Below are 23,643 nucleotides of genomic sequence, written 5' to 3'. Positions count from 1 at the left end.
GAGTCCACCATGGCAACTCGCCGCAAACACCCAGACACTTCCCGCTTCTCGTTCGGCACGGTGGCCGCGGCAGGTATCGGTGCGGTCCTCGGCCTGCGCCGGCTCTTGCGCTCGCGCTACCAGTTCAAGGACCGCACCGTCCTCATCACGGGAGGCTCTCGCGGCCTGGGCCTGGTGCTGGCCCGTCAGCTCCTGAAGGAGGAGGCACGGGTGGCCATCTGCGGCCGCGACGAGCAGACGCTCGAGCGCGCCCGCGAGGAGCTCGAGCGCACCGGCGGCGAGGTGTATGCCATCCCCTGCGACGTCCGGGACCCCGTGCAGGTGGAGGCCATGGTCTCCGCCATTCACGAGCACTGGGGCCCGGTGGACGTGCTCATCAACAACGCGGGCATCATCCAGGTGGGGCCGCTGGAGTCCATGACGCTGGAGGACTTCCAGGAGGCCGTGGACACCCACCTGTGGGCGCCGCTGTACACCACGCTGGCCGTGCTGCCGGAGATGAAGCGGCGCGGCCAGGGCCGCATCGTCAACATCGCCTCCGTGGGCGGCAAGCTGAGCATCCCGCACCTGGTGCCGTACTCCGCCAGCAAGTTCGCGCTGGTGGGCCTGTCCGACGGCCTCCGCGCGGAGCTGCGCCAGGACGGCATCCTCGTCACCACGGTGTGTCCGGGACTGATGCGCACGGGCAGCCCGCGCAACGCCTACTTCAAAGGGAACCACGAGGCGGAGTACGCGTGGTTCTCCATGGGGGACTCGCTGCCCGTCACCTCGGTGAGCGCGGAGCAGTCCGCGCGCAGGATTCTCGACGCGTGCCGGCGCGGCGACGCCGAGCTGCTGCTGGGCATGCCCGCGAAGCTCGCCGCCGTGGGCCGAGCGCTGGCGCCCGACCTGACGGCCACGCTCGCCGCCTGGGCCAACCGCTTCCTGCCCCAGGACAGCAGCCAGGACCGCTACACCGGCAGCCAGAGCGAGACGCCGCTGACGCAGTCCTGGCTCACGGAGCTGAACCGCCGCGCCGCCGAGCGCAACAACGAGACCGGAGTGCCGCTGCACTGACCGACCCCCTGGTATCACGCGGGCGCGCTAGTCCTGGGCCATCTCCATGGCCCAGTGGCCGCGGTGCTCGTAGGCCAGCGCCAGCTGCTCTCGCAGGGCCGCCAGCATCCGCGTGTTGCCCTCCTGCTCGTAGCCCTGGAGCGCCTGCTGGCAGCGGGGCACGCGCGCGAGGAAGTCCTTCATCGCGTCCACCGTCAGCTCCTTCACGTACATGCCGTAGCCGAGCCGCTCCAGGTACAGCGCGTTGATGACCTGCTCGAACTGGCCCAGCAGCGGCACGCTGAGCACCGGCTTGCGCAGGTACACCGCCTCGCTCATCAGCGTGTAGCCGCCGCTGGCCACCACGCCCCGGGCGGTGCGCAGGTCGTCGATGAAGCCCTGCTCGCTGAAGGGCCGGTACGTGAGGTTGCCGTCCACCAGGTCCTCGGTGAGGTCCCTGCGCAGGCCGTACACGCGGCAGGGGATGCCCGCGGCCTTGAGGATGTCCGGCAGCGCCGTGTTGGTGGTCGCCGTCTGGTACACGAGCAGGTGCTCGCCCGGCTCGGACTTCGCCTCCAGGATTTCGGGCCGGAGAATCGACGGGGCCAGCGTGGTGCGCCGCTTGCGCACCTCCGGGTAGAAGAACGTGGTGACGAGGTAGTGGAAGGCCCCCGGCAGCTTCGCCTTCACGATGGCGCGCGACGTCTCGAAGCTGTCTTCATAGCCCGCCAGCAGCGCCGGCTCGTGCTTGCATCGGTTGATGATCTGCATGTTGTCCACGCTGATGACGGGCAGGCGGTGGTTCTTCGCGAACATGTAGCTGAACGACTCGAAGTCGCTCACCACCACGTCCGGGCGGAAGTCATCCACCAGCTCGAAGTACTGGCGGATGTTCTGCGGCCAGCCCTTCACGGCGCCGGTGAGGTTCTGCAGCACCGTCTGCCACTTCTTCACCGAGTTGCCCTCGTACGCGAGCGTCAGCCCCCAGATGCCGTGCACGTTCTGGAAGCGCCTGGCGAGGTAGTCCTGGGCCCGGCCGGAGACGACGATGTGGACCTCGTGCTCCTTCGTGAGCTCCTCGAGGAGGACGCGGGAGCGCGTCGCATGGCCCATGCCTTCGCCGACGACACCGTAGAGGATTCGCATGCCCGGCAGCATACGCGCCCGCCACGCGCCCCGTTGAGCCCGCCCGCCCTCGCGGCTATAGCTGCCCGCATGTCCTCCTCCCCGGCGCCCTCCCCTCCCCCGCGGCCGTCCCTCGGGCGCTCCGCCGCGACGGGCCTGTTCGGCGGCCTGCTCCTGGGCGGCCTGGGGCTGCTCGCCGTGGGCCTGGGCAACCGCTTCATGGCCGTGGACTGCGAGGGCCTCACCGGCCCCGAGTGCAAGCTGCTCGAGGACGCCACCCGGGAGGTCGGCCGCGCCCAGGCGCTCGGCGGCGGCGCGCTGACGGCGCTCGCCGCCTCCCTCTTCGTCCTCTTCCGCCCCCGCCTCCCGCCCGAGGGCCCGGAGGACGTTTGAGCTCCGAGTGCAATCCCCCTGTCGGCCGATGCATGGCCAGACGGCCGCCGGGCGGGTTAGGTAGTTTGCCCGCGAAGGAAAGGCCTTCTAATTAACTTCTGGCCTAATTATTGGGTTTGAGGGTAGGAGATGGCCTTATGCAGCTCGAATCCTTGAAGATGTTCTGCGACGTGGTCGAGACGGGCTCGTTCTCCCGCGCCGCGCAGCTCAACCACGTCACCCAGTCTGCCGTGAGCCAGCAGATTCGCGCGCTGGAGAATCGGTACGAGCAGAAGCTCTTGTCGCGCAGCGCGCGCCAGGTGACGCCGACGCCGGCCGGCGAGCGGCTGTTCCGTGGGTGCAAGGAAATCCTCGCCCGCTTCTCCGAGGTGGAGCAGGAGATTCGCGAGCAGGCCACCGAGGTGGCGGGCACCACGACGGTCTCCACCATCTACTCGGTGGGCCTGCACGAGCTGAACACGGTGCAGAAGCAGCTGCTCAAGTCGCACCCCAAGGTGAACATGCGCCTGAACTACCGGCGCAACGACCAGGTGTACGACGACGTGATTCTGGGCGCGGCGGAGATTGGCATCGTCGCCTATCCGCAGCCCCGCGCGGGCGTGGACATCCTCCCCTTCCGCGATGACAGGCTGTCGGTCGTCTGTGCCCCTGGCCATGCCTTCGCCACCAAGCAGAAGGTGAGCCTCACCGCGCTGTCGGGCGTGCCCTTCATCGCGTTCGACCGCGAGGCGCCCACGCGCAAGGCGCTGGATCGGCTCTTCCGCGAGAAGAACATCGACATCAACCCGGTGATGGAGATGGACAACGTGGAGACCATCAAGCGGGCGGTGGAGATGGGCCTGGGCGTGGCCATCCTCCCCATGGCCACGGCGCAGGGTGAAATCAAGGGTGGCACGCTGGTGGCCAAGCCCTTCGCCGAGGGGCCCGTGTCGCGCCCCATCGGCCTGCTCATCCGCAAGGGCAAGTACCTGGACCGCGCCTCCGCGGCGGTGCTGGAGGCGTTCAAGAACGCCGCCAACCAGCCGCCCGCCGACGACGCCTGAGCGTCAGTAGAGCTTCCGGAGGCGCGCGGCGAAGAACCCGTCGAAGCCCTCCGGACCCGGCAGCGTGCGCAGGTACGCCTGGGTCAGCGGCAGCTTGAGGCCGGGCAGCACGGGCGGCTCGGCCGTCCACTCCGGGTGGCTGCGCAGGAACATCTCCACCTGGTCCTGCCCCTCCTGGGGCTCCATGGTGCACACCGCGTAGACGAGCAGGCCGCCGGGAGGCACCGCCTCCTGGCAGTTCTCCAGGATGCGCCGCTGGAGCGTGGCCAGCCGGGAGATGTCCTCCTCCTTGCGGCGGTAGCGCAGCTCCGGGTGGCGGCGCAGCGTGCCCAGCCCCGAGCACGGCGCGTCCACCACGAAGGCATGGAACTCGCCCCAGTCCTCGGGGAAGGGCTCCGCGGCGTCGTGCGCGTAGGCCTTCAGGCGCGCGTCCAGGCCCAGGCGACGGGCCTCCGACTCAATCTTCCGCAGCTTGTGCGCGTGGAGGTCCACCGCCACCACGTCGTGCGACTGCGCCTGGTGGCACGCCTTGCCGCCCGGCGCGGCGCACGCGTCCAGCACGCGCGCCGTCTCCGGAATGGCCCCGTAGACGCCCACGAGCTGCGCGGCCTCGTCCTGCACCTGCCACAGGCCCTCGGCATAGCCGTACACGTCCTCCACCCGGCCCACGGACGGCAGGGTGATGCCCACCGGCGACACCGTGGTGGCCTTCGCGTCCACGCCCATCTCCTGGAGCTGGGCGAGCAGCGCGTCGCGCGTCACCTTCGCGGTGTTGGCGCGCACCACCACCGGCGGGGCCTGGTTGTCCGCCACCAGCATGGCCTCGGCGCGCTCACGGCCGAACTGGCGCAGCCAGCGCTCCACCAGCCACTGGGGATGGCTCTCGCGCACGGACAGGTGGTGCGCCAGGTCCGACGCGGGCGGCAGCGGCGGCCCGGGCAGGTCCGCCAGCTTGCGGAGGATGGCGTTGGCGAAGCCGGACGCGCGGGCCAGCCCCACCTCCTTCAGCGCCTGCACCGTCTCCGCCACCGCGGCGCGCGCGGGCACGCGGGTGTGGAAGATCTGGTAGGCGCCGATGCGGAGCGCCGCCAGCACCTTGTCCTCCAGCGCGTCCAGCTTCCGGTCGGCGAAGCGGGCAATGGCGTAGTCCAGCGCGAGCTGCCGCCGGGTGGCGCCGTAGGACAGCTCGGTGACGAGCGCGGCGTCGCGGGCGTCCTTCGGCGGCGACTCGGACAGCTGCGTGTCCAGCACGACGTTGAGGTAGGCGTCCGTCGCGCGGACACGCGCGAGGACCTGGATGGCGAGTGCGCGGGCGTTCATCCTTCGTCGAGCCGGGTCAAGAGGTCCACGAGCTGCTCGTCCGAGAGCCGCGTCGCGGGCAGGTTGGAGAGGGTGAGGCTCTGGAGGCTCTCCTCCAGCAGCTCACGATGGCCATTCTCCGCGGGAGCGCCACGCTGCACCGCCTGGTACTGGGAGCGGGCCCAGGCGGCCAGCTCGGCGGCGGAGAGCCTCCCGGCGAGGCGGTCCGAGATCTTCTGGCGCACCAGCGCGCGCGTGAGCAGGTCCGCCGCGGGGGTCAGCCCCTTGGAGCCGCCGCGCCCCAGCGTCCTCGCCTGACGGGCCGCGCGCAGGTCCTCCACGGGCGCCAGCTTGCGGCCCAGCGTCTTCGTGGGCCCCGCCGTCTTCGCCGCCCGCGACAGGGACTTCGCCGTGTCGGGTGAGCCGTCCTTGCGGTGGGCCCGCTCGAGCACGGTGATGGGCGTCACCTTCGCGCCCTTGGTGACACTGGCCTTCTTGCGCCCGAGCGGCTTCTTCGGCTCCGGCTTCTCCGTCGTGAAGACGCCGCTGCCAAAGGTCTCCAGGGCCTGGAGGTAGGGCTCGAAGCCCGGCCCGCCGTGAATCTGGAGCACGCAGGCCTCGCCCACCACGGACTCGCGGGCCGGGGGCTTGAGCAGCACCTCGATGGCGGGCAGCCCCGCGGCCTCCAGCCCTTCCTTGAGCGGGTAGGAGCCGAACAGGCCCGCCGGGTTGATGATGATGCCGTCCAGCTCCTCGAGCTCGGCGCCGAGCGTGTCCAGCAGGTCGCCCTCGTGGTTGGACTGCACCACCGTCAGCTCGAAGCCCAGCTCCTCCGCGCGCGCGTGCAGCGCGGCGTCCAGGTCCTCCAGCCGCCCCCCGGACGCGCCGTCCCGCACGCCCAGCAGGTTGAGGTTGGGTCCGTGCAACACCAGCAGTCTCATGCCCATCACCCGTTCTCCCGTCAGGCCCCGGCGAAGGGCTGGCTGCCCGGCGCCAGCTTGTTCCCCAGCAGGAAGTCCGCGGCGCGCATCACCCGCTTTCCTTCCGGCTGGAGCTCCAGCAGCACCAGCGAGCCCTCGCCGCATGCCACCTCGATGCCGTCAGGCCCCGACGCCAGCACCGTGCCGGGAGTGCCACTACCACCACTGGCCTTCGCGCGGTGGACCTTGAGCAGCTTTCCGCCCAGCGAGGTGAAGGCGCCGGGCCACGGGGTGAAGGCCCGAAGGCGCCGCTCCAGCTCCACCGCGGGCCTCGTGAAGTCCAGCCGTCCCTGGTCCTTCTCGATGATGGGGGCCAGCACCATGCCCTCGGAAGGCTGCGGCACCGGCTTCAGCTCCCCGCGCAGGTAGGCCGGCAGGAACTCTCGCAGCACCTCGCCGCCCAGCGCCGCCAGCTTCGGGTACAAGGTGGCGCTCGTCTCGTCCGGGGCAATGGGCATGCGCTTCATCGCGAGCACCGGGCCGGTGTCCAGCCCTTCGTCCATCACCATCAGCGACACGCCCGTCTCCGTGTCGCCATGGGCAATGGCCCACTGGATGGGCGCCGCGCCCCGGAAGCGCGGCAGCAGCGAGGCGTGCACGTTGACGCAGCCCCGGGTGGGGAGCTCCAGCAGGTCCTTGGGGAGGATGCGGCCATAGGCCGTCACCACGCAGACGTCGGGCGCGTACTGGCGCAGCGCCTCGGAGAACGGCGGGGTGCGCAGCTTCGTGGGCTGGAGCACGGGCACGCCGCGCGACAGGGCCAGCTCCTTCACGGGCGGCGCCGTCACCGTGTTGCCGCGGCCCTTCGGCTTGTCGGGCTGGGTGACGACGGCCACCACGTCGCCCAGCTCGAAGCAGGCGGCCAGCGACGCCACCGCGAAGTCGGGCGTGCCCATGAAAACGATACGGGGTCTGCTCATGGTGTTGCGCTTCTCCTGCGCCGGGCGACTCAGGCCACGGACTTGAAGGTGCTCCCGGTGGGATTGTCCACTGCCTGACGCTTGCGCGTGTGCAGGGCGCTCAAGGTGCCCAGCGCCTCCAGGGCCTCGGGCGTGGTGGCCACCGGCCTCAGGGCCTCCAGCGCGGTCTCCAGGGCGTAGGCCTCATCCGCCTCGCGCTCCCGGATTCGCGTCACCGCCTCGGTGAAGCGGTCGAAGAACTGCTTGAGCTCGTCGCCGCGCCGCAGCGGCCGCAACCGGGGATAGCGGCCCGCGGCCAGCGCCGCCACATACAGGCTCATGACATGGACGGGGCCAGCCACCCTGTGCGTGAAGACGAGGCCGAAGAGCCCCAACGCCACCGCGGTGCCCAGCGAGCCCAGCACCGTCAGCCACAGCAGCGTCTGCCCACCGTCCACGCCCGAGGCCACGGCGGACACGTGGACGCGGTGCGCCAGGAGCCCGAACACGAAGATGCTGCCCGCCCCAATCCCTGCCAGCAGCAGGATGTATTTGAGCTGGAACGGTCGGTCCAGGATGTACGTCCGGCGGACGTGGCTCGGGCGCACCGTCTTTTGATTTCCATCGGACATGTCGTTGACCAGCGTACCCCAGGTGCCGGGGGCGGTTTGCTTCCTTCCTCGCGTGAGGTTTACACGGAAGACAGGACAACCTCGCAGACGCCATGGAGACCGCATGACCCGCTCTCTGACCGCGTTGTGTATTGCGCTCTCGTTCCTGCTGCTGGCTGGGTGCAAGGGGGACCCGGCGACCCCGGACTACTGGGAGTCCAACCTCCAGCAGACCCGGCGGGCCGAGGACCGCATCCGCCTGGTGGAAGCCATGCGCTCCTCCGGGAAGATGGACGAGCGCTTCCTGCCCATGCTCCACGAAAAGCTGGGCTCCGAGCGCAAGCCGGAGGTCCGGGCCGCGCTGGCCCGGGCCCTGGGTGATTTGCGTCACGCCTCGTCGGTGGAGCCACTGATGAAGGCGCTGGACCCGGCCGCGGGTGACTCGTCCGCGCAGCTGGCCAACAAGGCCATCGTCGCCACGCTGGGGAGCATTGGCGACCGCCGCGCCATCCCCGCGCTGCTCCCGCTGCTGAGGGCGAAGGACAACTACTCGCGCATCGAGGCCATCCAGGTGCTGGGAGCGATGAAGGCGAAGGAGGCGGTGGAGCCGCTCATCGCCCTGGCCACGGATGAGACGGTGGAGCCCTTCCTCAACAAGAAGGCCATCGAGGCGCTGGGCAACATCGGTGACGCCCGCGCGGCGCCCGCCCTGGTGCGGATGCTGACCAAGGAGCGCAAGGGCAAGTCCTTCTACGTGGAGAGCTCCTTCGCGCTCTACCAGCTGGGGGCGCCCGCGGCGGACGTGCTGCTGCCCGCCCTGGAGGGCCAGGACGCGGACCTGCTGAAGTGGGCCCAGTCGAATGGCGTCAACCCCGCCAGCTACGCGATGAAGGCGGCGACGGTGCTGGGCGACCTGCGGGAGAAGCGCGCGGTGTCGGCGCTGCTGAAGCAGCTCGCCTACACGAATTCGGACCCGCAGATTCAGGCGCTGGTGCGGATGCAGGCCGCGGACGCGCTGGCGCGCATGCGCGCCCAGGAGGCGGTGAAGCCGCTGGCCGGGCTGGTGTCGGAGACGGATGCCACGGTCCGTGACGCCTATGTGCGGGCCCTGGTGCGGCTGGGCGGGCGCGACGCGCTGCCCGCGCTGGAGAAGGCGGCGGGCACCGGCGACTGGTACGCCCGCGAGTCGGCGGTGAAGGGCATCGCGATGCTGGGGGACGCGCGCGAGCTGCCCCTGCTGCAGAAGCTGGCCGCGGCCGAGCCCGCGCGCACGGCGGCGGACTGCAAGCAGATGGAGGACGACGGCTGTGATGACCCGGCGGCGCTGGGCAAGCAGCGGGCGGACTCGCTCGCCGCGCAGGCGAAGCTGCTGGAGGCGGCGCAGGCCTGCGCGGGCAACGCGGCCTGCTGGGTGCAGCGCATGGAGAAGGCGGACCCGCGGCTGCTGGAGCGAGCGGCCCTGGAGGTGGGCCGCTCGGGCGCGGCGGAGCACGCGGGCGCCCTGGCCGCGCGGGTGGGCGAGCGCGACACGGAGGCGCGGCTCGCGCTCATCCTCGGGGTGAGCTGGCTGCTGGAGGGCTCGCCAGACGCGACAAAGAAGGTGCGTGACGCGTCGCTGGAGCGGCTGCGCAAGCAACTCCAGGACGAACAGGGCTACACCCAGTTCGTCAGCGTGAACGAGGACCTGCGCCGCCTGGTGACGACGCTCGACAGGCCCTGAGCCCGCAGGCTCAAGGCCCTGGCTGGGCGAGCACGCATGATGGCTCGCGCACACCGTGGCGCGGGCAGGTGCCCACGCCAGCGTCGGCATGCGCCGGCGCTGAGGCCGCGTGCGCAACGACACCACCCTGGCCGCCCTTTGAGGCGGCGATGGCCCAGGACGGGCGATAATGCCTCAGCGCCGCCCCTATCGATGCAGCAGCGGCGGCACGCGCTCCGCCGCGTGGTGCAGCACGGTGAGCTGGCGCAAGAGGCGCTCCACGTGCGTGCGAATCAACGGGTCCTCGCCCCCCGTCGGCGCGGGCGAGGGCATGGGGGCGGGCCTCCGCTGCTGCTCCATGGCGGCCGCCAGCTCATCCAGCACGCACCCGGTGAACCGCACCACGCCCGCCAGCTCCCGGGGCGCTCCCGGTTCCCTTCGGCTGGCGGCCAGCGTCGTCACCGCCGAGGTGAACCGCCGCGCGTAGACGAGCAGCGCCATCACCGGCTCCAGCTCCTTCGCGTGGCCGCGCCACTCCCCCAGCAGCCGCTGGAAGGACGCCTCCGCCGATAGCAGCGCGAGCGCCGTCTTCCGCCGCGCCGCGCGCACCGGGGGCTCGGCATCCGAGGACGCGGAGGCCACCGCCATCAGGTACTCCCGCTCCGCGCGCAGAGCGGCGGCCACCTGCTCCGGCAGCCGCAGATGCTCCGGGCTGGGCCACAGCAGCCGCATCCCCGTGAGCGCAATCAGCCCGCCCAGCAGCGTGTTGACGATGCGCACCCCGGCGAGCTCCCAGTCTCCGGACTGGAGCTCCGCCAGCAGCACCAGGGCCGGCGTGAGCATCACCTGGAACGCGGACAGGCTGAGCGGCTGGATGCTCATCGCGACGGCGAAGAGCACCACGATGGCCAGCAGGATGACAGCCGGGTCCCTCACCAGCGCCACCAGCCCCGCTGCCAGCGTCGCGCCCAGCAGCGTTCCCGCGATGCGCTGGAGGCTTCGCTGGAACGTGACTCCCGCGTAGGGCTGGAGCACGACGGTGACGGTGATGATGACCCAGTAGCCGTGGTTCAACCCCAGCGCGCCCACGAGCGCCATGGCCAGGGAGGCGGCGACGCCCAGCCGCAGCGCGTGGCGGAAGATGACGGAGCGGACGTTGAGGTTCTCCCGCAGGGGCTCCAGGAGCGACTGCCTGGGCGCCACGTCCGCGGGCTTCGTCGGCAGGGCCAGGGTGTCTGGCACGGGCGCACTGCCCTCCAGCCGCGCCGCGACCTCGACGGTGGCGTGGGCATAGTCCCGCAGGCGGTCCAGCAGCGTGTGCACGTACTGATAGCCGGCGCGCACCTGCTCCGGGACCTCCCCGGAGGCCTCCAGCGCCTCCAGGGCGCGCTTGACTCGCCCGGCGCTCCAGGCGGGGCGGCCGCTCACCTCGGTGCCCTTCTCCAGGGCGAGCCGCACGCGGCGCAGGTCCGAGGCCAGCTCCGACAGCGCGCGCTGCACCTCCGCGCGGAGGGCATGGTAGCGCGGCTCCGCGGGCGCGACCTCCAGCATCTCCGTGAGCGCAATCAGCGCCACCATCATCGCGTCCGCGCCTTCGAGGAGCACCAGCAGGTGCTCGCCCCGGCCGCTCTCCCCTGCCCGGCCCATGCGCGTGGAGGCCAGCACGGTGCGGGCCTGCTCGATGAACTGGCGGACGCGGGCCTGCCAGGGGGCCTCCGTCAGCACGCCCACGGCGAACGGCGGCAGCCCTTCGAGGGGCCAGCGCCCCACCTCCTCCGCGTGGTCCGCCAGCGCGTCGTAGCACCGGGCGATGGCCAGCCGCGCGGGCCGGTAGGGAAACAGCGGCCACAGGCTCAACGCGAGGAACATGGCCCACGCGCCCCCCACCACGAACAGACCCGAGCGCAGCAGGGCATCCGGCAGGTCCTTCGCGGGAATCGCCAGCGACACCACGAAGTAGTTGGCGAGCACCACGCCCATCAGCCCAGGCGTGTCACCGTAGGAGCGCGCGAAGCCGCAGGCGGTCACCCAGAACAACGTGACGACGACGGCGGCCCAGGGGGGCAGGTGCAGCGCCGCGGCGAGCCCCACGACGGCGCCCATGAGCGTCATCGCCCCCATGGCCCGCGCGCGATACCGGTACGGCCCGCCCCGGTCCACCAGCGCGACGAAGAGCGCGGACAGTCCCACCCAGGTGGCCGCCGGCAGGTGCAGCAGCGCCGCGGCGGCCATGGGACCGCCCACTGCGAGCGCGGCACGGAGCCCCGCGCCGTAGGCGGGGCGGCCCGGCTCGACCCGGAGGAACGATTGCAGGTGATGGCGCAGCGGACTCATCGCGTGACGTGGCGCTCGTTCCTCCACCCTGGCAACCCACTCCCTTCTGGCGACCTGTCACCTGTGCGTGCGCGCATCGACGTTTCCCATGAGCCCTCCTCCCCAAGCTGGTACCCGGCCGCGACAAGAGCCGCGCCCGTGCCGTCGAGTGGACGGTGGGCAGGCAGCCGGGCCCCGGCTCCGGGCTCGGAGGAGCTTCGCGACACGGCGCCCTACCCGGCCTCGCGCTCCAGGCCGACCTCGTCGGCCTCGTCGTCCGTGGGCTCGGGCTCCTGGAAGGCGCTGGGAAGCAGGCTGAAGGGCAGCACCTTCGCCAGCGCCGCCAGCAGCAGGATGCCGCCCGGGGCGGCGAAGATGGCCAGCGCGGGAATCGCCTTGGCCACGTCGATGAGCTGCGCGCGCATGCGCCGGCGCTCGTCACCCGTGAGCGGCTGGCGCCGGGCGGCCTTGGTGAGCAGCACTGCCAGGTCCCCCGTCTCGCGGACCTCCTGCATCAGCCGGTAGAAGTTCTTCTCCAGCGTCTCCTGGATGCCGGCCACCATGTCCTCGCCCATGGCGACCGCGGCGTCGGACACGGTGAAGACATCCACGATGGCGCGGTGGCGGGCGTAGAACTCGGCCATCTCCAGCTCCAGCCGGTGCAGCTCCGCGTCGGGGACGTGGAGCGCCTGCGCCAGCTCCCGGATGAAGACACGCTCACGCCGCGTCTTCCGGCCATCCACCAGCGCCGCCAGCAGCGTCTGCTCCAGCAGGAAGTGGCGCACGTCCACGCTGCGCACCTGCCGCACCACGTCCCGCACCGGGCGGCGGCGCGCGAAGGACTGCTTCACCGCCGCCTTCAGCTCGGACGTCATGGCCGGGGGCAGCCGCAGGTCCTCCACCTGCCGCAGGATGGCGCGGCGCGCGGCGAGTCCGGGCAGCCGGTCCACACACGCCAGCCCCGTCAGCACGTCCACCAGCAGCGCCTTCTGCCGCGCGGCGAAGTCCAGCCGCCGCTGCGCGCGCTCACGGTGCAGCGTGCCCCGCGAGAAGTAGTCGATGGCCTGCCGGCAGAACAGCTGCGCGTCCGCGTACTGCGCGCCGTTGTGCAGCACCAGCCCGTAGACGGGGTCTCCCGCCAGCACCGGCGAGCGCTTCGCCAGCGCCGCTTCCACCTTCAGCACCAGCCGCCGGGACAGGGGGCGTCCCGACGCCAGCCGGGCATCCAGCGCCTCCGCCAGCGCCAGCTCCCCGGTGAGCACCGCGAACAGGACCAGGAGCTGCTCGGCGCGCGCCCCCGCTGGAGCCCCCACGAGCCGCCCCAGCTCCAGGGCCATCAGCGCCAGCGTCCGCACGACGGCGCGGAAGAGCTGGTCCTCCACCGCCCGCGCCTCGAGCTCGGAGGGAGGCGCTACCTCCGCGGCGGAGGGCGCATCCGCCGGCGTGCCATACAGCAGGCCGCTGGCGCGCAGCGTGCGGCGCAGGTACGCGCGGGCCCGCGCCCGTCCGGAGCCCAGCGCCGGCGCGGCCGGAGCCGGAGCGCCCGCTTCGAAGGCGACCGTCTCCGCGAGGAGTGGCATGAGCCACCCCGCCTTGCTGAAGTCCAACACCGGAACACCCCCGGGCCGCCGGAAAGCACCCACGCGCGGAGAGAGAAGCGGGATGTAACCCAGCGGCCCGCCGGTTTCCACTCGGCCGAGGGACAGGGTCAGGGCCCGGAAATCAGCGGCCGTAGAACCGCTCCTTCTACCGGGCCTGTCCCTCCGCGTCCGGCCCCTACAGCGCGGTGGCCGCGCCGGGCTGGAGGTTCACCACCTTCGCCGTGCTGCGAACCTTCTTCAGCTCGCCAGTCAGCGCCTCCGGGGTGCCCTGCAGCAGCGGGAAGGTGCCGTAGTGCATGGGAATCACGCTCTTGACCTTCAGCAGCCGCGCCGCCTGGGCCGCCTCCGCGGGGCCCATGGTGAAGTGGCCGCCGATGGGCAGCATCGCCACGGTGGGCTTGAACTGGGTGGCGATGAGCGCCATGCCCTCGAAGGGGCCGGTGTCCCCCGCGTGGTACAGGGTGGGGCCGTTGGCGATTGCCAGCACGTAGCCCAGGGGCGCGCCGGCGTACTGCGGGGCCGCCTTGGGGTCCGCGGCGTAGCTGCTGGAGTGGACCGCCTCCACCAGGTGGAGCGTGACGTCCTTCACCTGGAACGTCCCGCCCGCGTTGGCGCCCACGGCCTGGGCCTCCGGAAGCCCCAGCAGGTTGATGAGCTCGAAGGAGCCGAAAACCTTCGCTCCCGTCTTTTCTGCCAGCGCCTTGGCCTCACCCACGTGGTCGAAGTGGCCGTGGGTCAGGAGGATGGCGTCCAGCGCCTCCGGCTGCGCGGCGCCCTGCGGGGCCTTGGGGTTGGTGAGCCACGGGTCGATGGCAATCACCGCTCCGCCCGGGCTGCGAATGATGAAGGCCGCGTGGCCCCACCACGTCGCCTCCGCCTTGCCCCGGGCGGCCGCCGCCGGGGCCTTCGTGGCCGAGAGCTTCGCCGGCGCCGCGGCGCCCTGCGCCAGGGCCGTCCCGCCGAAGGTCATCGCTGCGCCCGCCACCACTGCCATGAGCTTCGTCCGCATATCCATCCACTCCTGTTCCGAGATGAGACCTGCCACCGTGGTGCCGCTTTCCCCACGGCCTGAACGCCACCTGACACTGACCGGGCGGCCATTCAAGGGCTTGCCATGGATGCCCAACCTCGTCCCGCGTCTCAAGCTCGATTCGGCTGTCGATACGACAGGGGGCGTGCGCTAACGTCGGCGCCACGTGGACCACCGATTTCAAGTCAGCCTCCGCGGGGTCATCGACCTCCTGTCTCACCACCTGTACAGCTCCCCGGGCGTCTACGTACGCGAGCTGCTCCAGAACGCCACCGATGCCATCCGCGCCCGTCAGCTGCTGGAGCCCGGCCACGTGGGCACCGTCCGACTGGAGCTGATGGAGAAGCAGGACGGCAGCCCGCCCACCCTCCTCTTCACGGACGACGGCGTGGGGCTGACCGAGGAGGAGATTCACCGCTTCCTGGCCACCATCGGCGAGTCCTCCAAGCGCGAGGCCCTGGAGACCCGCCGCAACGACTTCATCGGCCAGTTCGGCATCGGCCTGCTGTCGTGCTTCATGGTGTGCGACGAGCTGCTGGTGGTGACGCGCTCGGCGCGGGGCGACGGACGCACGCTGGAGTGGCGCGGCCGGCATGATGGCACCTACGCCGTGCGCGAGTCCGAGCACCCGCTCGCCCAGCCAGGCACCCAGGTCTTCCTGGTGGCCCGCCAGGACATGACGGAGTGGTTCACCCTCAAGCGCCTGCGCAACCTCGCCAGCCACTACGGCGGCCTGCTGCCCTTCCCCATCCAGCTCACCACGGACCAGGGCAGCCAGCGGCTGGACACCGACGGCGCGCCCTGGCGCCGCGAATACGAGAGCGCGGCGGAGCGGCGCAAGGCGCTGCTCGCCTACGGGCGCTCGCTGTTCGACATGGACTTCATCGACTGCATCCCGCTGCGCTCCACCGCGGGCGACGTGGACGGGGTGGCCTTCGTGCTGCCCGCGTCGCCACACTTCAACGCGCGGCAGAAGCACCGCGTCTATCTCAAGCACATGCTGCTGTCGGAGAGCGCGGAGAACCTGCTGCCGGACTGGGCCTTCTTCGTGAAGTGCGTGGTGAACGCCAACGCGCTGCGCCCCACCGCCAGCCGCGAGTCCTTCTACGAGGACGAGTCGCTCGCCGCCGCGCGCGAGGCCCTGGGCCAGGGGCTGCGCGCCTACCTGATGGAGCTGGCGCGCGAGGACCCGCGCGCGCTCCAGCGGCTGATTGCGCTCCATGGCTTGAGCGTGAAGGCCCTGGCGCTGGATGACGACGACTTCTACCGGCTCGTCATCCACTGGCTGCCCTTCGAGACGTCGCTGGGCATGATGACGCTTTCGGACTACCGGCGCGCGCACCCGGTGGTGCGCTACACGTCCACCATGGACGGCTTCCGGCAGATTGCCCAGGTGGCGGGGGCGCAGGGGCTGTGCATCATCAACGCGGCGTACACGCACGACACGGCACTGCTGGAGAAGCTGCCCCACGTCGTGCCGGACGCGCAGGTGGAGCTCTTCTCCTCCGCGGACCTGCCGCAGAGCTTCGAGGAGCTCACCCTGGACGAGCGCGAGGCCACCTTTCCCCTCCTGCGCATGGCGGAGCGCGTGCTGGCGCCGTTCCGCTGCGGCGCGGTGGTGAAGAAGTTCTTTCCGGCGGAGGTGCCCACCCTCTACAGCTCGGACGCGGAGGGCGCGTTCCGGCGCGACGCGGAGCGCGCCCGCGAGGAGTCGGACGACCTGTACGCGGGCGTGCTGGACGGCCTCATGGCGGCCGCGGACGGCGAGCCAGCCCAGCTGTGTTTCAACCTCCACAACCCGGTGGTGCGGCGGCTGGCGGCGGTGGCGGACCGGGACATGATGAAGCTGTCGGTGGAGATGCTCTACGTGCAAGCGCTGCTCCTGGGACACCACCCGTTGAATGCACAGGAGATGGTGCTGCTGAACCAGGGGCTGCTGGGCCTCATCTCCGCGCAGCTGGGCGGCGACGCCGGCAACGGTGGCGAGGGCAGCGGCGGCGCGGGTCCACGGGGGCTTCACTGATGGCGGGGGACTGGCGCGAACAGGCAGAGGCGCTCTGGGAGGAGGCGGACGGGCTCGCCGAGGGCGAGAGCAAGGTGCGCCTGCTGGAAGAAGCCGTGCGACTGGCGGACTCGCACAAGGACGTGGGGCTCTCGTACCGCCTGCGGGATGCCCTCATCGACGCGGCCACCTTCGGCGGCTTCCCGGACAAGGCGCTGGTGGCCTTCGCGTGGTGCCGGGGTCAGCAGAAGAAGGACCCGAAGCGCTTCGACCCGGAGGAGATGCTCTGGAAGCAGAAGTGGGTGGTGGGGCGCATCAAGGAGTTCCCGAACATCACCCGCAAGCAGATTGCCGACGCGCTGGATGACGTGGAGCAGTGCTACCAGGCCTCGGGCGCGGGCGAGCGCGCGGTGCTGAAGCTGCGCTACCAGGCCGCGCGGGAGATGGGTGACGCCCCCGAGGAGGTGGAGCGGCTGTGGAACGCGTGGCTGGAGGCGCCGCGGGACCACCTCACCGACTGCCGCGTGTGCGAGCTGGATGACGAGCTGGACCACCATGTCGACCTGGGCGAGTGGCAGCGAGTGCTGAGCAAGGCCCGGCCCATCCTGGACGGCCGCAAGTCCTGCGCGGAGATTCCGCACCTCACGCTGGGCACGGTGCTCTACCCGCTGTTCAAGCTGGGGGCGCTGGAGCAAGCGCGCGAGGTGCACCGCCGCGGCTACGCGATGGTGACCAAGAACCGCGAGTTCCTCTCCACCGTGGGCGAGCACCTGGAGTTCCTGGCGCTGACCGACAACCTCTCACGCGGGCTGACGCTGCTGGAGAAGCACCTGGGCTGGGCGCTGGACCACCCCAGCTACCGGGACCGCTTCACCTTCTACACGGCGGCCGCCTTCCTGCTGGAGCGGATGCTGGCCGCGGGAGATCGAGACGTGGTGAGCCTGCGGCTGCCGAAGGCGTTCCCCGAGCACCAGGCGGACGGCGGCTACGAGGTCCGGGCCCTGCACGCGTGGACGCTGGGACAGGCGCGGGACATCGCGAGTCGGTTCGACGCCCGCAACGGCACCGACCGGTTCGCGAAGCTGCTCGCGCGCAACCAGACGCTGGCGGGTGAGGTCCAGCCCTTCGCCATCGACGCGGTGAAGTGAGCGGCTCCGCCGTCAGGGCGCGAGCTTGCTGACAGCATGGTTGCACGAGCGCTCCGGCTCGAAATCCCGGAGTGAGCGGCCCCCGTCAGTGTTCAAGCGTGCTGACGGGGGCGTTGAACGGCAGCTTCGGCTCGACAGACCGGACTGAGCGGCCCCGTCGTCAGCGCTTGAGCTTGCTGAACGGGTTGTTGAACGGCTCCGGGCCCTTCTTCTCACCAGAGCCCTGAGGCCCCTTCGGCCCCGGGCCGGCAGCAGGCCGCGCGCCCTGCCGGGGCCCGCCGCTCCCGCCGCCGCGCTCCGTCATCCGTCCCGCGCCCGTGGCGCCGCCCACGGCGGGCCGGCCCGACGGCTGCGGCGCCACGCCCTCCTGCACCGCGCGAACCGAGAGCGCCAGCCGCTTGCGCGCCAGGTCCACCGTGAGCACGCGCACCTTCAGCCGGTCCCCCACCTTCACCACCTCCGCGGGGTCCTTCACGAAGCGCGTGGCGATTTGCGACACGTGGACCAGGCCGTCCTGGTGCACGCCCACGTCCACGAAGGCGCCAAACGCGGTGACGTTCGTCACCACGCCCTCCAGCACCATGCCCTCCTTCACGTCCTCCAGCGAGCGCAGGTCCTCGCGGTGCTGGGGCGCGGTGAAGTCGCCGCGCGGGTCGCGGCTGGGCTTCTCCAGCTCGGCGAGGATGTCCTTCAGCGTCATCTCCCCCAGGTCCGGGCCCAGGTAGCGCTTCGGGTCAATCTTCCGCACCAGCTCGGCGTTGCCCACCAGCGCGCTCACGGCCACGCCCAGGTCCTTCGCCATGCGCTCCACCACCGCGTAGCGCTCCGGGTGGACGGCGCTCGCGTCCAGCGGCTCGGTGCCGCGCACGCGCAGGAAGCCCGCGGCCTGCTCGAACGTCTTCGGCCCCAGGCCGCTCACCTTCAGCAGCTCACGGCGCGTGGTGAAGCGGCCCTTCGCCGCGCGGTGCGCCACCAGCTTCTTCGCCAGCGACGGCCCCACGCCGGACACGTGCTCCAGGAGCTGCGGCGACGCGGTGTTCACATCCACGCCCACGGCGTTGACGCACGAGTCCACCACCTCGCCCAGCTTCTTCTTCAGCAGGCCCTGGTCCACGTCGTGCTGGTACTGCCCCACGCCGATGCTCTTGGGGTCGATCTTCACCAGCTCCGCCAGCGGGTCCTGGAGCCGCCGGCCGATGGACACCGCGCCGCGCAGGCTGACGTCCAGGTCCGGGAACTCCTCGCGCGCCACCTCGGACGCCGAGTACACCGAGGCGCCCTGCTCGCTCACCGACACCACGGGAATCTGCGAGCCCAGCGCCTTCAGCGTGTCGCGCACGAAGATTTCCGCCTCGCGGCTGCCCGTGCCGTTGCCCACGGCGACGAGCTCCGGCTTGTGCTTCTGCACCACCGCGGCCAGCAGCTTCGCCGCGCGCGCCCGCTCGTCCGCCCCGCGCTCCGAGTAGAGCGTCAGCGTCTCCACCACCTTGCCGGTGACGTCCATCATCGCCAGCTTGGTGCCCGTGCGCAGGCCCGGGTCCAGCGCCAGCACGGCGCGGGCCCCGGCGGGCGGCGCGAGCAGCAGGTGGCGCAGGTTCTCCCCGAAGACCGCGATGGCCTGCCGGTCCGCGCGCTCCTTCAGCTCCGCGCGCAGCTCCGCCTCCAGTGACGGCCCCATCAGCCGGTCCCAGCTGTCCTCCACGGCGGCGCGCAGCTCCTGCGCGAAGAGGGCCTGCGGCTTCGTCACCACCCGCGCGGCCAGGAGGCCCTTCACCTCGTCGTCCGGCAGGGAGAGCTTCACCTTCAGCACGCCCTCCTCTTCCCCGCGCAGCAATGCCAGGACGCGGTGCGAGGGGGCCTGGGACAGGGGCTCCTCGTGGCCGTAGTAGTTCTCGAACTTGGTCGTCTCGCCCTTCTTCGCGGGCACCACGTCCGAGCGCAGGGTGCCCCGGCGCGCGCTCACCTCGCGGGCCTCGCGGCGCAGGTCGGCGTCCTCGGCCACGCGCTCGGCGCAGATGTCGCGTGCGCCCGCGAGCGCCGCGGCCTGGTCCGGCACATCCTTCTCCGGGTTGATGAAGGGGCGCACGCGCGCGGACACGTCCTCGCCGCGCCGGCCGTCCTGCTTCCACAGCAGGTCCGCCAGCGGCTCCAGGCCGCGCTCCCGCGCGATGGCGGCACGGGTGCGGCGCTTGGGCTTGTACGGGAGGTAGAGGTCCTCCAGCTCCGTGCGCGTCTTCGCCGCCTTGAGCGCCTTGGCCAGCTCCGGCGTCAGCTTCCCCTGCTCCTCAACCGAGCGGAGGATGGTGTCGCGACGGGCGTCCAGCTCGGCACGCTCGGTGGCCCGGTCGAGGATGGTCTGGATCTGGACCTCGTCCAGGCCGCCGGTGACCTCCTTGCGATAGCGCGCGATGAAGGGAACCGTGGCTCCGTCCTCCTGCAGCGCGAGGGTCCGGTCCACCTGCTCGGGCCTCAGGCCCAGCTCCTGGGAAAGCTCAGCGGCGTAGGGGTGCATGGCGCCGCTTCTATAACCCGCCCCCCATGCTGCTCCCAGAGACCGGCCGTCCGAAGCGCCCGGTCCAGAACGGACATCGCGCCCCAGGGAAGCTCAGCCGAGCGACGCGCGCCGGGCTTCCCACTCCGGCCGCAGCAGGCCCCAGATTTGCTGGTCCCTGCGCTGTCCCTGGAACAGGCTGTGCCCGCGCAGGGTGCCCTCCAGCGTGAAGCCCAGCTTGCGCGCCACGCCCTGCGAGCCGACGTTCTCCGCCAGCGTCGTCAGCCACACCCGCTGGAGGTACGGCAGCGTGAAGAGCTGCTCCAGCATCAGCCCCACCGCGCGCGTGCCCAGACCCCGGCCGTGGTAGGCATCCGCCATCATGTAGCCCAGCTCGATGCGGCCGTGCGCGCGTGACAGCTCCCGCGCGGACACCGTCCCCACGAGCTCTCCGTCCGACGCCACGAACCATCGGAAGCTCCGGGCACGAGGCTCCCCCAGCGTCCCCGCCTCCAGGATGCGCCGCAGGAGCAACTCCCGCGTGTCGCCCTCCGTGTCCACGAAGCGCCGCGCGCCGGGGGCCGCCCGCATGGCCAGCCAGAAGTCCACGTGTTCCGGCCGGGCGGGAACGAGGCGGACATCGGAAGCGGGAGCGCCAGACACCATGCCGCGCTTCTAGCGCGCCTCACGCCGTGGCGCAGCAAGTGTCACGACGCTATGACACCGCGCCCTGCGTGCTGGACCTCAGCCCCCGCCCTGGTTCCCAGGGGGTGGGGCTGACCATCTCAAGTCCCATGGGATATCCATCTACACCAGCCCCCCGTTGCATCCCCCTGCCCACCCAACTGCGAGGAGCAACAGATGGGGCTCGCAGAACGCAGGGCACAGCAGATCTACGAGACGAACGTCTTTCCGAAGCAGGTGCAGCGTGTCGCCGAGGCGGCGGGGTTCGAGGTTCCCATCGAGGCGGACCGGGAGCCCCTCATGGAGCCCAATCACGACCACATCGACGAGCAGCGGTGGACGAAGCTCTACGTCGACTCGCTCGTGGAGGGGTTCAAGGCCATCCATGTACAACGGCGACGACCTGAAGGGCCGCATCCGCGGCATCGTGACGACGCTGGGAGAGGCGTTGTAGCCAGCCGTTGTGCTGCCGCCCGCCCGTGAAGCCGGGCGGGCGCGCCGTGCCGCAGCTTCAGATGCTCATGAAGGGCACGGGCCAGTGCTTGATTTGGTAGGGCAGGGCCACCACCCAATCCCCCAGGCGGAGCACCAGGTCCTCCTCCATCAGCACATCGAGCGCCTCCCGGTCCGTCTCATCCGTGCCGAAAGCATCCAGGCGCTGAGGCACCGAGAGCCGGGTGAACACGTCCCGCAGCGGTCCATCCTCCAGCGTGAAGCGCGCGAAGTCGCCGCCCGCACGCGAATCCTTGATGAGGACGAAGTCGGGCCCCGCCCGCCAGTAGCAGCGGCCATAGGCGTGCCGCTCCTTCCAAGCGCGGAGGGTCTCCTCACCGCCAGCCATGGGGGGCTCCAGGTGATTGAGCGCGCGCGCCTTCACCGCCCCGGACGCAGAGCCGCTCCAGTGGACACGCAGGCGCGCGGCGGCGCTGTCGCGAAGGAAGCGGATGAAGTGCACGCTTCGCTCCGGCTGCCGCTCGTCGAGCGCCATCTCCCAGGGGACCCTCACCTCCACGACCCCGAGCTGGAGGAGCCGCTCAATCTCCTCCGCGGACGGCCAGTGCCCCGGAGCCTCCGCGTCCAGCGTCACCGCCAGCGCCGGGCCCCCACGCCGTGACTCCAGAATCCGGGTCAGCTCGCTCCACTCATCCGGGCGCACGCGCACGGTCGCGCGGGGAGCCCCCAACCGCTCTGCCTCCGAGAGTGCCTTGAGCGTGAACTCGGGGAGCTCCCCCACCCAGCCCGGCGCCGCGTCCGGCAGCCCGTCCAGCCGCACCGCGGGCAGCGTGGCCTTCTCATCGGCGATTCGCACACGCTGCGGCGCGGCACGCAGGGGCAGCGCGATGAACCGGCCATCCTCCTGGAAGACGAGGCCCAGCTTTCGCCAGTCCGCCAGGAGCGCACTGACCTCATCCGGCGTGCGCTCGTGGCCCTGCGTCCGCAACGCGCCTGCCAGGCTGCTCGGCGTCTGCGGCTTGCGAAGCAATTGGAACATCGCCACTTCCAGGGGCGATTCCAGCACCAGGTCGGCGGGCGTACGTCCCGCGCGGCGGTCACGGATGAAGATGCGCCCGCCTTCTTCCCGGTAGCTGAGCTCGCTCTGCGGGTACCGGTCCTGCCACATCGCGCACGCATCCTTCAGCTTCACCGCCTCCGCTTCCCCAATCCCCTTCGGCGCGGCACTGAAGAGGTAGGCGAGGTCCATCAACTCCTCGCGCGGCAATTGATAGACGAGCGGATAGAAAGGCGCGGGCAGCCGCTCCGTGAAGCCGAGCGAAGGGTTCTCGAAGTTGGGGCTGAAGCGCTCCAACAGGATGCGGCCCGCGCCACTGGGCGGCTGCAGGTGCACCAGGTCGGGCATCTGTTCGATGACGGCGTCGTAGTCAGCCACCTTCTCGCCAGGGAAGCCGAAGAGGTAGTTCCAGGTGACGGTCACGCTCTGCTCTTCGCAGTCCCGCAGCGTCTGGATGTTGTGGCAGCCATGCACCCCCTTGTCCATCAGCTTGAGGACATGGCTGCTCAGGCTCTCGATGCCCGGCTGGACACTGACCACCCCCGCGCTCTTGAGCGCCCGGACCTGCTCCTGGGTCAGGTTGGATTTCACCTCGTACTGGAGTCGCAGGTTCAGTCCCGACGCGGTGATGTGCGGGAGCAGCGACTTGAAGTACTTCATGTCGATGATGTTATCGACCATGAAGATGTCGAGGACCTGGTAGCGGGCAACGGTGCGTTGCACCTCTTCCCAGAGCTGCTCCGGGGACTTGCTCCGGAACGCCATGGACGAGCCATTGAGGCCGCAGAAGGTGCAGTGGTGCTTCTCTCCCCACCAGCATCCCCGCGCCCCCTCCATGACCAGCTTCGGCTCGATGAGCGTGCGCAGCGGCGACGCATTGAGCTGCTCGAAGTAGGCGTCGTAGTTGGGGGCGGGAATCTGCGCGGTGGGGAAGGACTCGCGCCGCGCCGGATTGGCGACGTGCTGCCCGTCCTTGCGCCAGCACAGACCTTCGATGCCGTCCAGCGGTCCTCCTGAATCGACCGCGTCCAGCAGCTCCACGAAGGCAGCCTCTCCCTCGCCACGCACCACGAAGTCCAGGCACGAGAAGTTGCGGTGAAGCGCCAGCCCCTGGGGACCATCGCAGTTGGCGCCGCCCATCGCGGTCAGAATCCCGGGGTCGCGCCGCTTGAGCGCCTGTGCCAGTGACAGCGCCGGGACGTTCTGCATGAAGGTGCTGGTAAAACCAACCAGGTCAGGCTTGTACGCGATCAGCTCGTCGGCCAGGGCCTCGATGAAACCAGGCGTCCACTGCTGCACCTCGAACAGCAACTCCTTGTTCCAGTCCGGGTCCAGGAGGGTGGAGGCGTATTCCTCCTGCTTCCACTCCGAAACGCCGTGCAGGGCCGGAGCGAAGAGCCAGTCGCCCATCCCACCCCAGATGCCGCGATCAGAGACGTTGGTATAGCTCCGGATGCTGACCCGTCCTCCGGAGCGCTGATGGAGGAACTCCGCCCACTTCAGGTTCGCGTAGATATCCACGACCTCGTGAGGGTTCCGGCACAGCTTGACCCGCTCATGCAGGATGCCAATCGCGAGAGACGGTGTATCCAACGAATGCCAGGGCATTGCCACGAGGAGGATGCGCATGTGAGACGTCCCTGATTTCGCCGGTCATCTCAGACGGGCCGCGCCTGGCCGGCAAGATGGGGTGTGGTGCGAAGAGAAGCGCCGGCGGACCGCAGGCGGATGGTTCCTGGACGGACGGTGCGGCACGAACGCGTGAGTGGGATTGGCCTGC

The 23,643-nt window shown here is 70.8% G+C and carries 18 protein-coding genes; 7 read left to right on the top strand and 11 right to left on the bottom strand.

Features of this window, described 5'->3' with window-relative positions:
* Positions 1-9: 9 nt before the first annotated feature.
* Positions 10-1,056: an SDR family NAD(P)-dependent oxidoreductase gene (locus VZL07_RS21210; RefSeq protein ID WP_426749423.1), complete on the top strand. Its 1,047-nt coding sequence runs from the start codon at positions 10-12 to the stop codon at positions 1,054-1,056.
* A 27-nt stretch (positions 1,057-1,083) separates the two neighbouring features.
* Here VZL07_RS21210 and VZL07_RS21205 read toward each other — a convergent pair whose 3' ends face one another.
* Positions 1,084-2,181 carry an MJ1255/VC2487 family glycosyltransferase gene (locus VZL07_RS21205; protein WP_426749422.1) on the bottom strand — a complete coding sequence of 366 codons (1,098 nt, stop codon included), beginning with the start codon at positions 2,179-2,181 and terminating at the stop codon, positions 1,084-1,086.
* 69 nt (positions 2,182-2,250) lie between these two features.
* On the opposite strand from VZL07_RS21205, the gene VZL07_RS21200 reads away from it, so the two are divergent.
* Both VZL07_RS21200 and VZL07_RS21195 read left to right on the top strand, forming a co-directional pair.
* Positions 2,251-2,553, top strand: a complete 303-nt coding sequence (locus tag VZL07_RS21200; protein ID WP_426749421.1) for a hypothetical protein — start codon at positions 2,251-2,253, stop codon at positions 2,551-2,553.
* A 137-nt stretch (positions 2,554-2,690) separates the two neighbouring features.
* Positions 2,691-3,596, top strand: coding sequence for a LysR family transcriptional regulator (locus tag VZL07_RS21195; protein ID WP_426749419.1), 906 nt, complete (start codon positions 2,691-2,693; stop codon positions 3,594-3,596).
* A 3-nt stretch (positions 3,597-3,599) separates the two neighbouring features.
* Here the strand turns inward: VZL07_RS21195 and rsmB are convergent, their stop codons facing one another.
* The 4 genes from rsmB to VZL07_RS21175 are packed head-to-tail and all read right to left on the bottom strand — an operon-like array spanning position 3,600 to position 7,406.
* Positions 3,600-4,916 (bottom strand): 16S rRNA (cytosine(967)-C(5))-methyltransferase RsmB, encoded by a 1,317-nt coding sequence (gene rsmB / locus VZL07_RS21190; protein ID WP_426749417.1) that lies wholly within the window; start codon positions 4,914-4,916, stop codon positions 3,600-3,602.
* Positions 4,913-5,836: a type II 3-dehydroquinate dehydratase gene (locus VZL07_RS21185; protein ID WP_426757341.1), complete on the bottom strand. Its 924-nt coding sequence runs from the start codon at positions 5,834-5,836 to the stop codon at positions 4,913-4,915. The genes rsmB and VZL07_RS21185 overlap by 4 nt, the downstream gene beginning before the upstream one ends.
* Positions 5,837-5,856: 20 nt before the next feature.
* Positions 5,857-6,795: a methionyl-tRNA formyltransferase gene (fmt, locus tag VZL07_RS21180; RefSeq protein ID WP_426749415.1), complete on the bottom strand. Its 939-nt coding sequence runs from the start codon at positions 6,793-6,795 to the stop codon at positions 5,857-5,859.
* 29 nt (positions 6,796-6,824) lie between these two features.
* Entirely contained in the window at positions 6,825-7,406 is a 582-nt protein-coding gene (locus VZL07_RS21175; RefSeq protein WP_426749413.1) for a signal protein, read from the bottom strand.
* Positions 7,407-7,509: 103 nt separating this feature from the next.
* On the opposite strand from VZL07_RS21175, the gene VZL07_RS21170 reads away from it, so the two are divergent.
* Complete coding sequence (locus tag VZL07_RS21170) at positions 7,510-9,105, top strand: HEAT repeat domain-containing protein (protein ID WP_426749411.1); 1,596 nt, start codon at positions 7,510-7,512, stop codon at positions 9,103-9,105.
* A 186-nt stretch (positions 9,106-9,291) separates the two neighbouring features.
* On the opposite strand, the gene VZL07_RS21165 is transcribed toward VZL07_RS21170, so the two are convergent.
* The 3 genes from VZL07_RS21165 to VZL07_RS21155 form a co-directional block, all read right to left on the bottom strand.
* The gene (locus tag VZL07_RS21165; RefSeq protein ID WP_426749409.1) at positions 9,292-11,418 is read right to left on the bottom strand and encodes an FUSC family protein; all 2,127 of its coding nucleotides are present in this window, start codon (positions 11,416-11,418) and stop codon (positions 9,292-9,294) included.
* A gap of 212 nt (positions 11,419-11,630) precedes the next feature.
* Positions 11,631-12,977: a hypothetical protein gene (locus tag VZL07_RS21160; protein ID WP_426749407.1), complete on the bottom strand. Its 1,347-nt coding sequence runs from the start codon at positions 12,975-12,977 to the stop codon at positions 11,631-11,633.
* A gap of 196 nt (positions 12,978-13,173) precedes the next feature.
* On the bottom strand, positions 13,174-14,013 hold the full coding sequence (locus VZL07_RS21155; protein ID WP_426749405.1) for a metal-dependent hydrolase: 840 nt from the start codon (positions 14,011-14,013) through the stop codon (positions 13,174-13,176).
* Between the two features lie 181 nt (positions 14,014-14,194).
* Between VZL07_RS21155 and VZL07_RS21150 the strand changes: the two genes are divergently transcribed.
* Positions 14,195-16,051 carry an HSP90 family protein gene (locus VZL07_RS21150; protein ID WP_426749403.1) on the top strand — a complete coding sequence of 619 codons (1,857 nt, stop codon included), beginning with the start codon at positions 14,195-14,197 and terminating at the stop codon, positions 16,049-16,051.
* Complete coding sequence (locus VZL07_RS21145) at positions 16,051-17,178, top strand: hypothetical protein (RefSeq protein ID WP_426749401.1); 1,128 nt, start codon at positions 16,051-16,053, stop codon at positions 17,176-17,178. Before VZL07_RS21150 ends, VZL07_RS21145 begins: the two co-directional genes overlap by 1 nt.
* A 160-nt stretch (positions 17,179-17,338) precedes the next feature.
* On the opposite strand, the gene VZL07_RS21140 is transcribed toward VZL07_RS21145, so the two are convergent.
* The gene (locus VZL07_RS21140) at positions 17,339-19,690 is read right to left on the bottom strand and encodes a Tex family protein (protein ID WP_426749399.1); all 2,352 of its coding nucleotides are present in this window, start codon (positions 19,688-19,690) and stop codon (positions 17,339-17,341) included.
* A 93-nt stretch (positions 19,691-19,783) separates the two neighbouring features.
* Positions 19,784-20,335: a GNAT family N-acetyltransferase gene (locus tag VZL07_RS21135; protein WP_426749397.1), complete on the bottom strand. Its 552-nt coding sequence runs from the start codon at positions 20,333-20,335 to the stop codon at positions 19,784-19,786.
* Between the two features lie 195 nt (positions 20,336-20,530).
* Here VZL07_RS21135 and VZL07_RS21130 point away from each other — a divergent pair, with 195 nt between their 5' ends.
* The gene (locus VZL07_RS21130) at positions 20,531-20,836 is read left to right on the top strand and encodes a hypothetical protein (RefSeq protein ID WP_426749395.1); all 306 of its coding nucleotides are present in this window, start codon (positions 20,531-20,533) and stop codon (positions 20,834-20,836) included.
* A 28-nt stretch (positions 20,837-20,864) separates the two neighbouring features.
* On the opposite strand, the gene VZL07_RS21125 is transcribed toward VZL07_RS21130, so the two are convergent.
* Positions 20,865-23,492 carry a RiPP maturation radical SAM C-methyltransferase gene (locus VZL07_RS21125; RefSeq protein WP_426749394.1) on the bottom strand — a complete coding sequence of 876 codons (2,628 nt, stop codon included), beginning with the start codon at positions 23,490-23,492 and terminating at the stop codon, positions 20,865-20,867.
* Positions 23,493-23,643: the final 151 nt, after the last annotated feature.

The sequence above is a fragment of the Pseudomyxococcus flavus genome (assembly GCF_050038885.1).
Classification (GTDB): Bacteria; Myxococcota; Myxococcia; order Myxococcales; family Myxococcaceae; genus Myxococcus; species Myxococcus flavus.
This window is presented reverse-complemented; position numbering and strand designations above follow the sequence as displayed.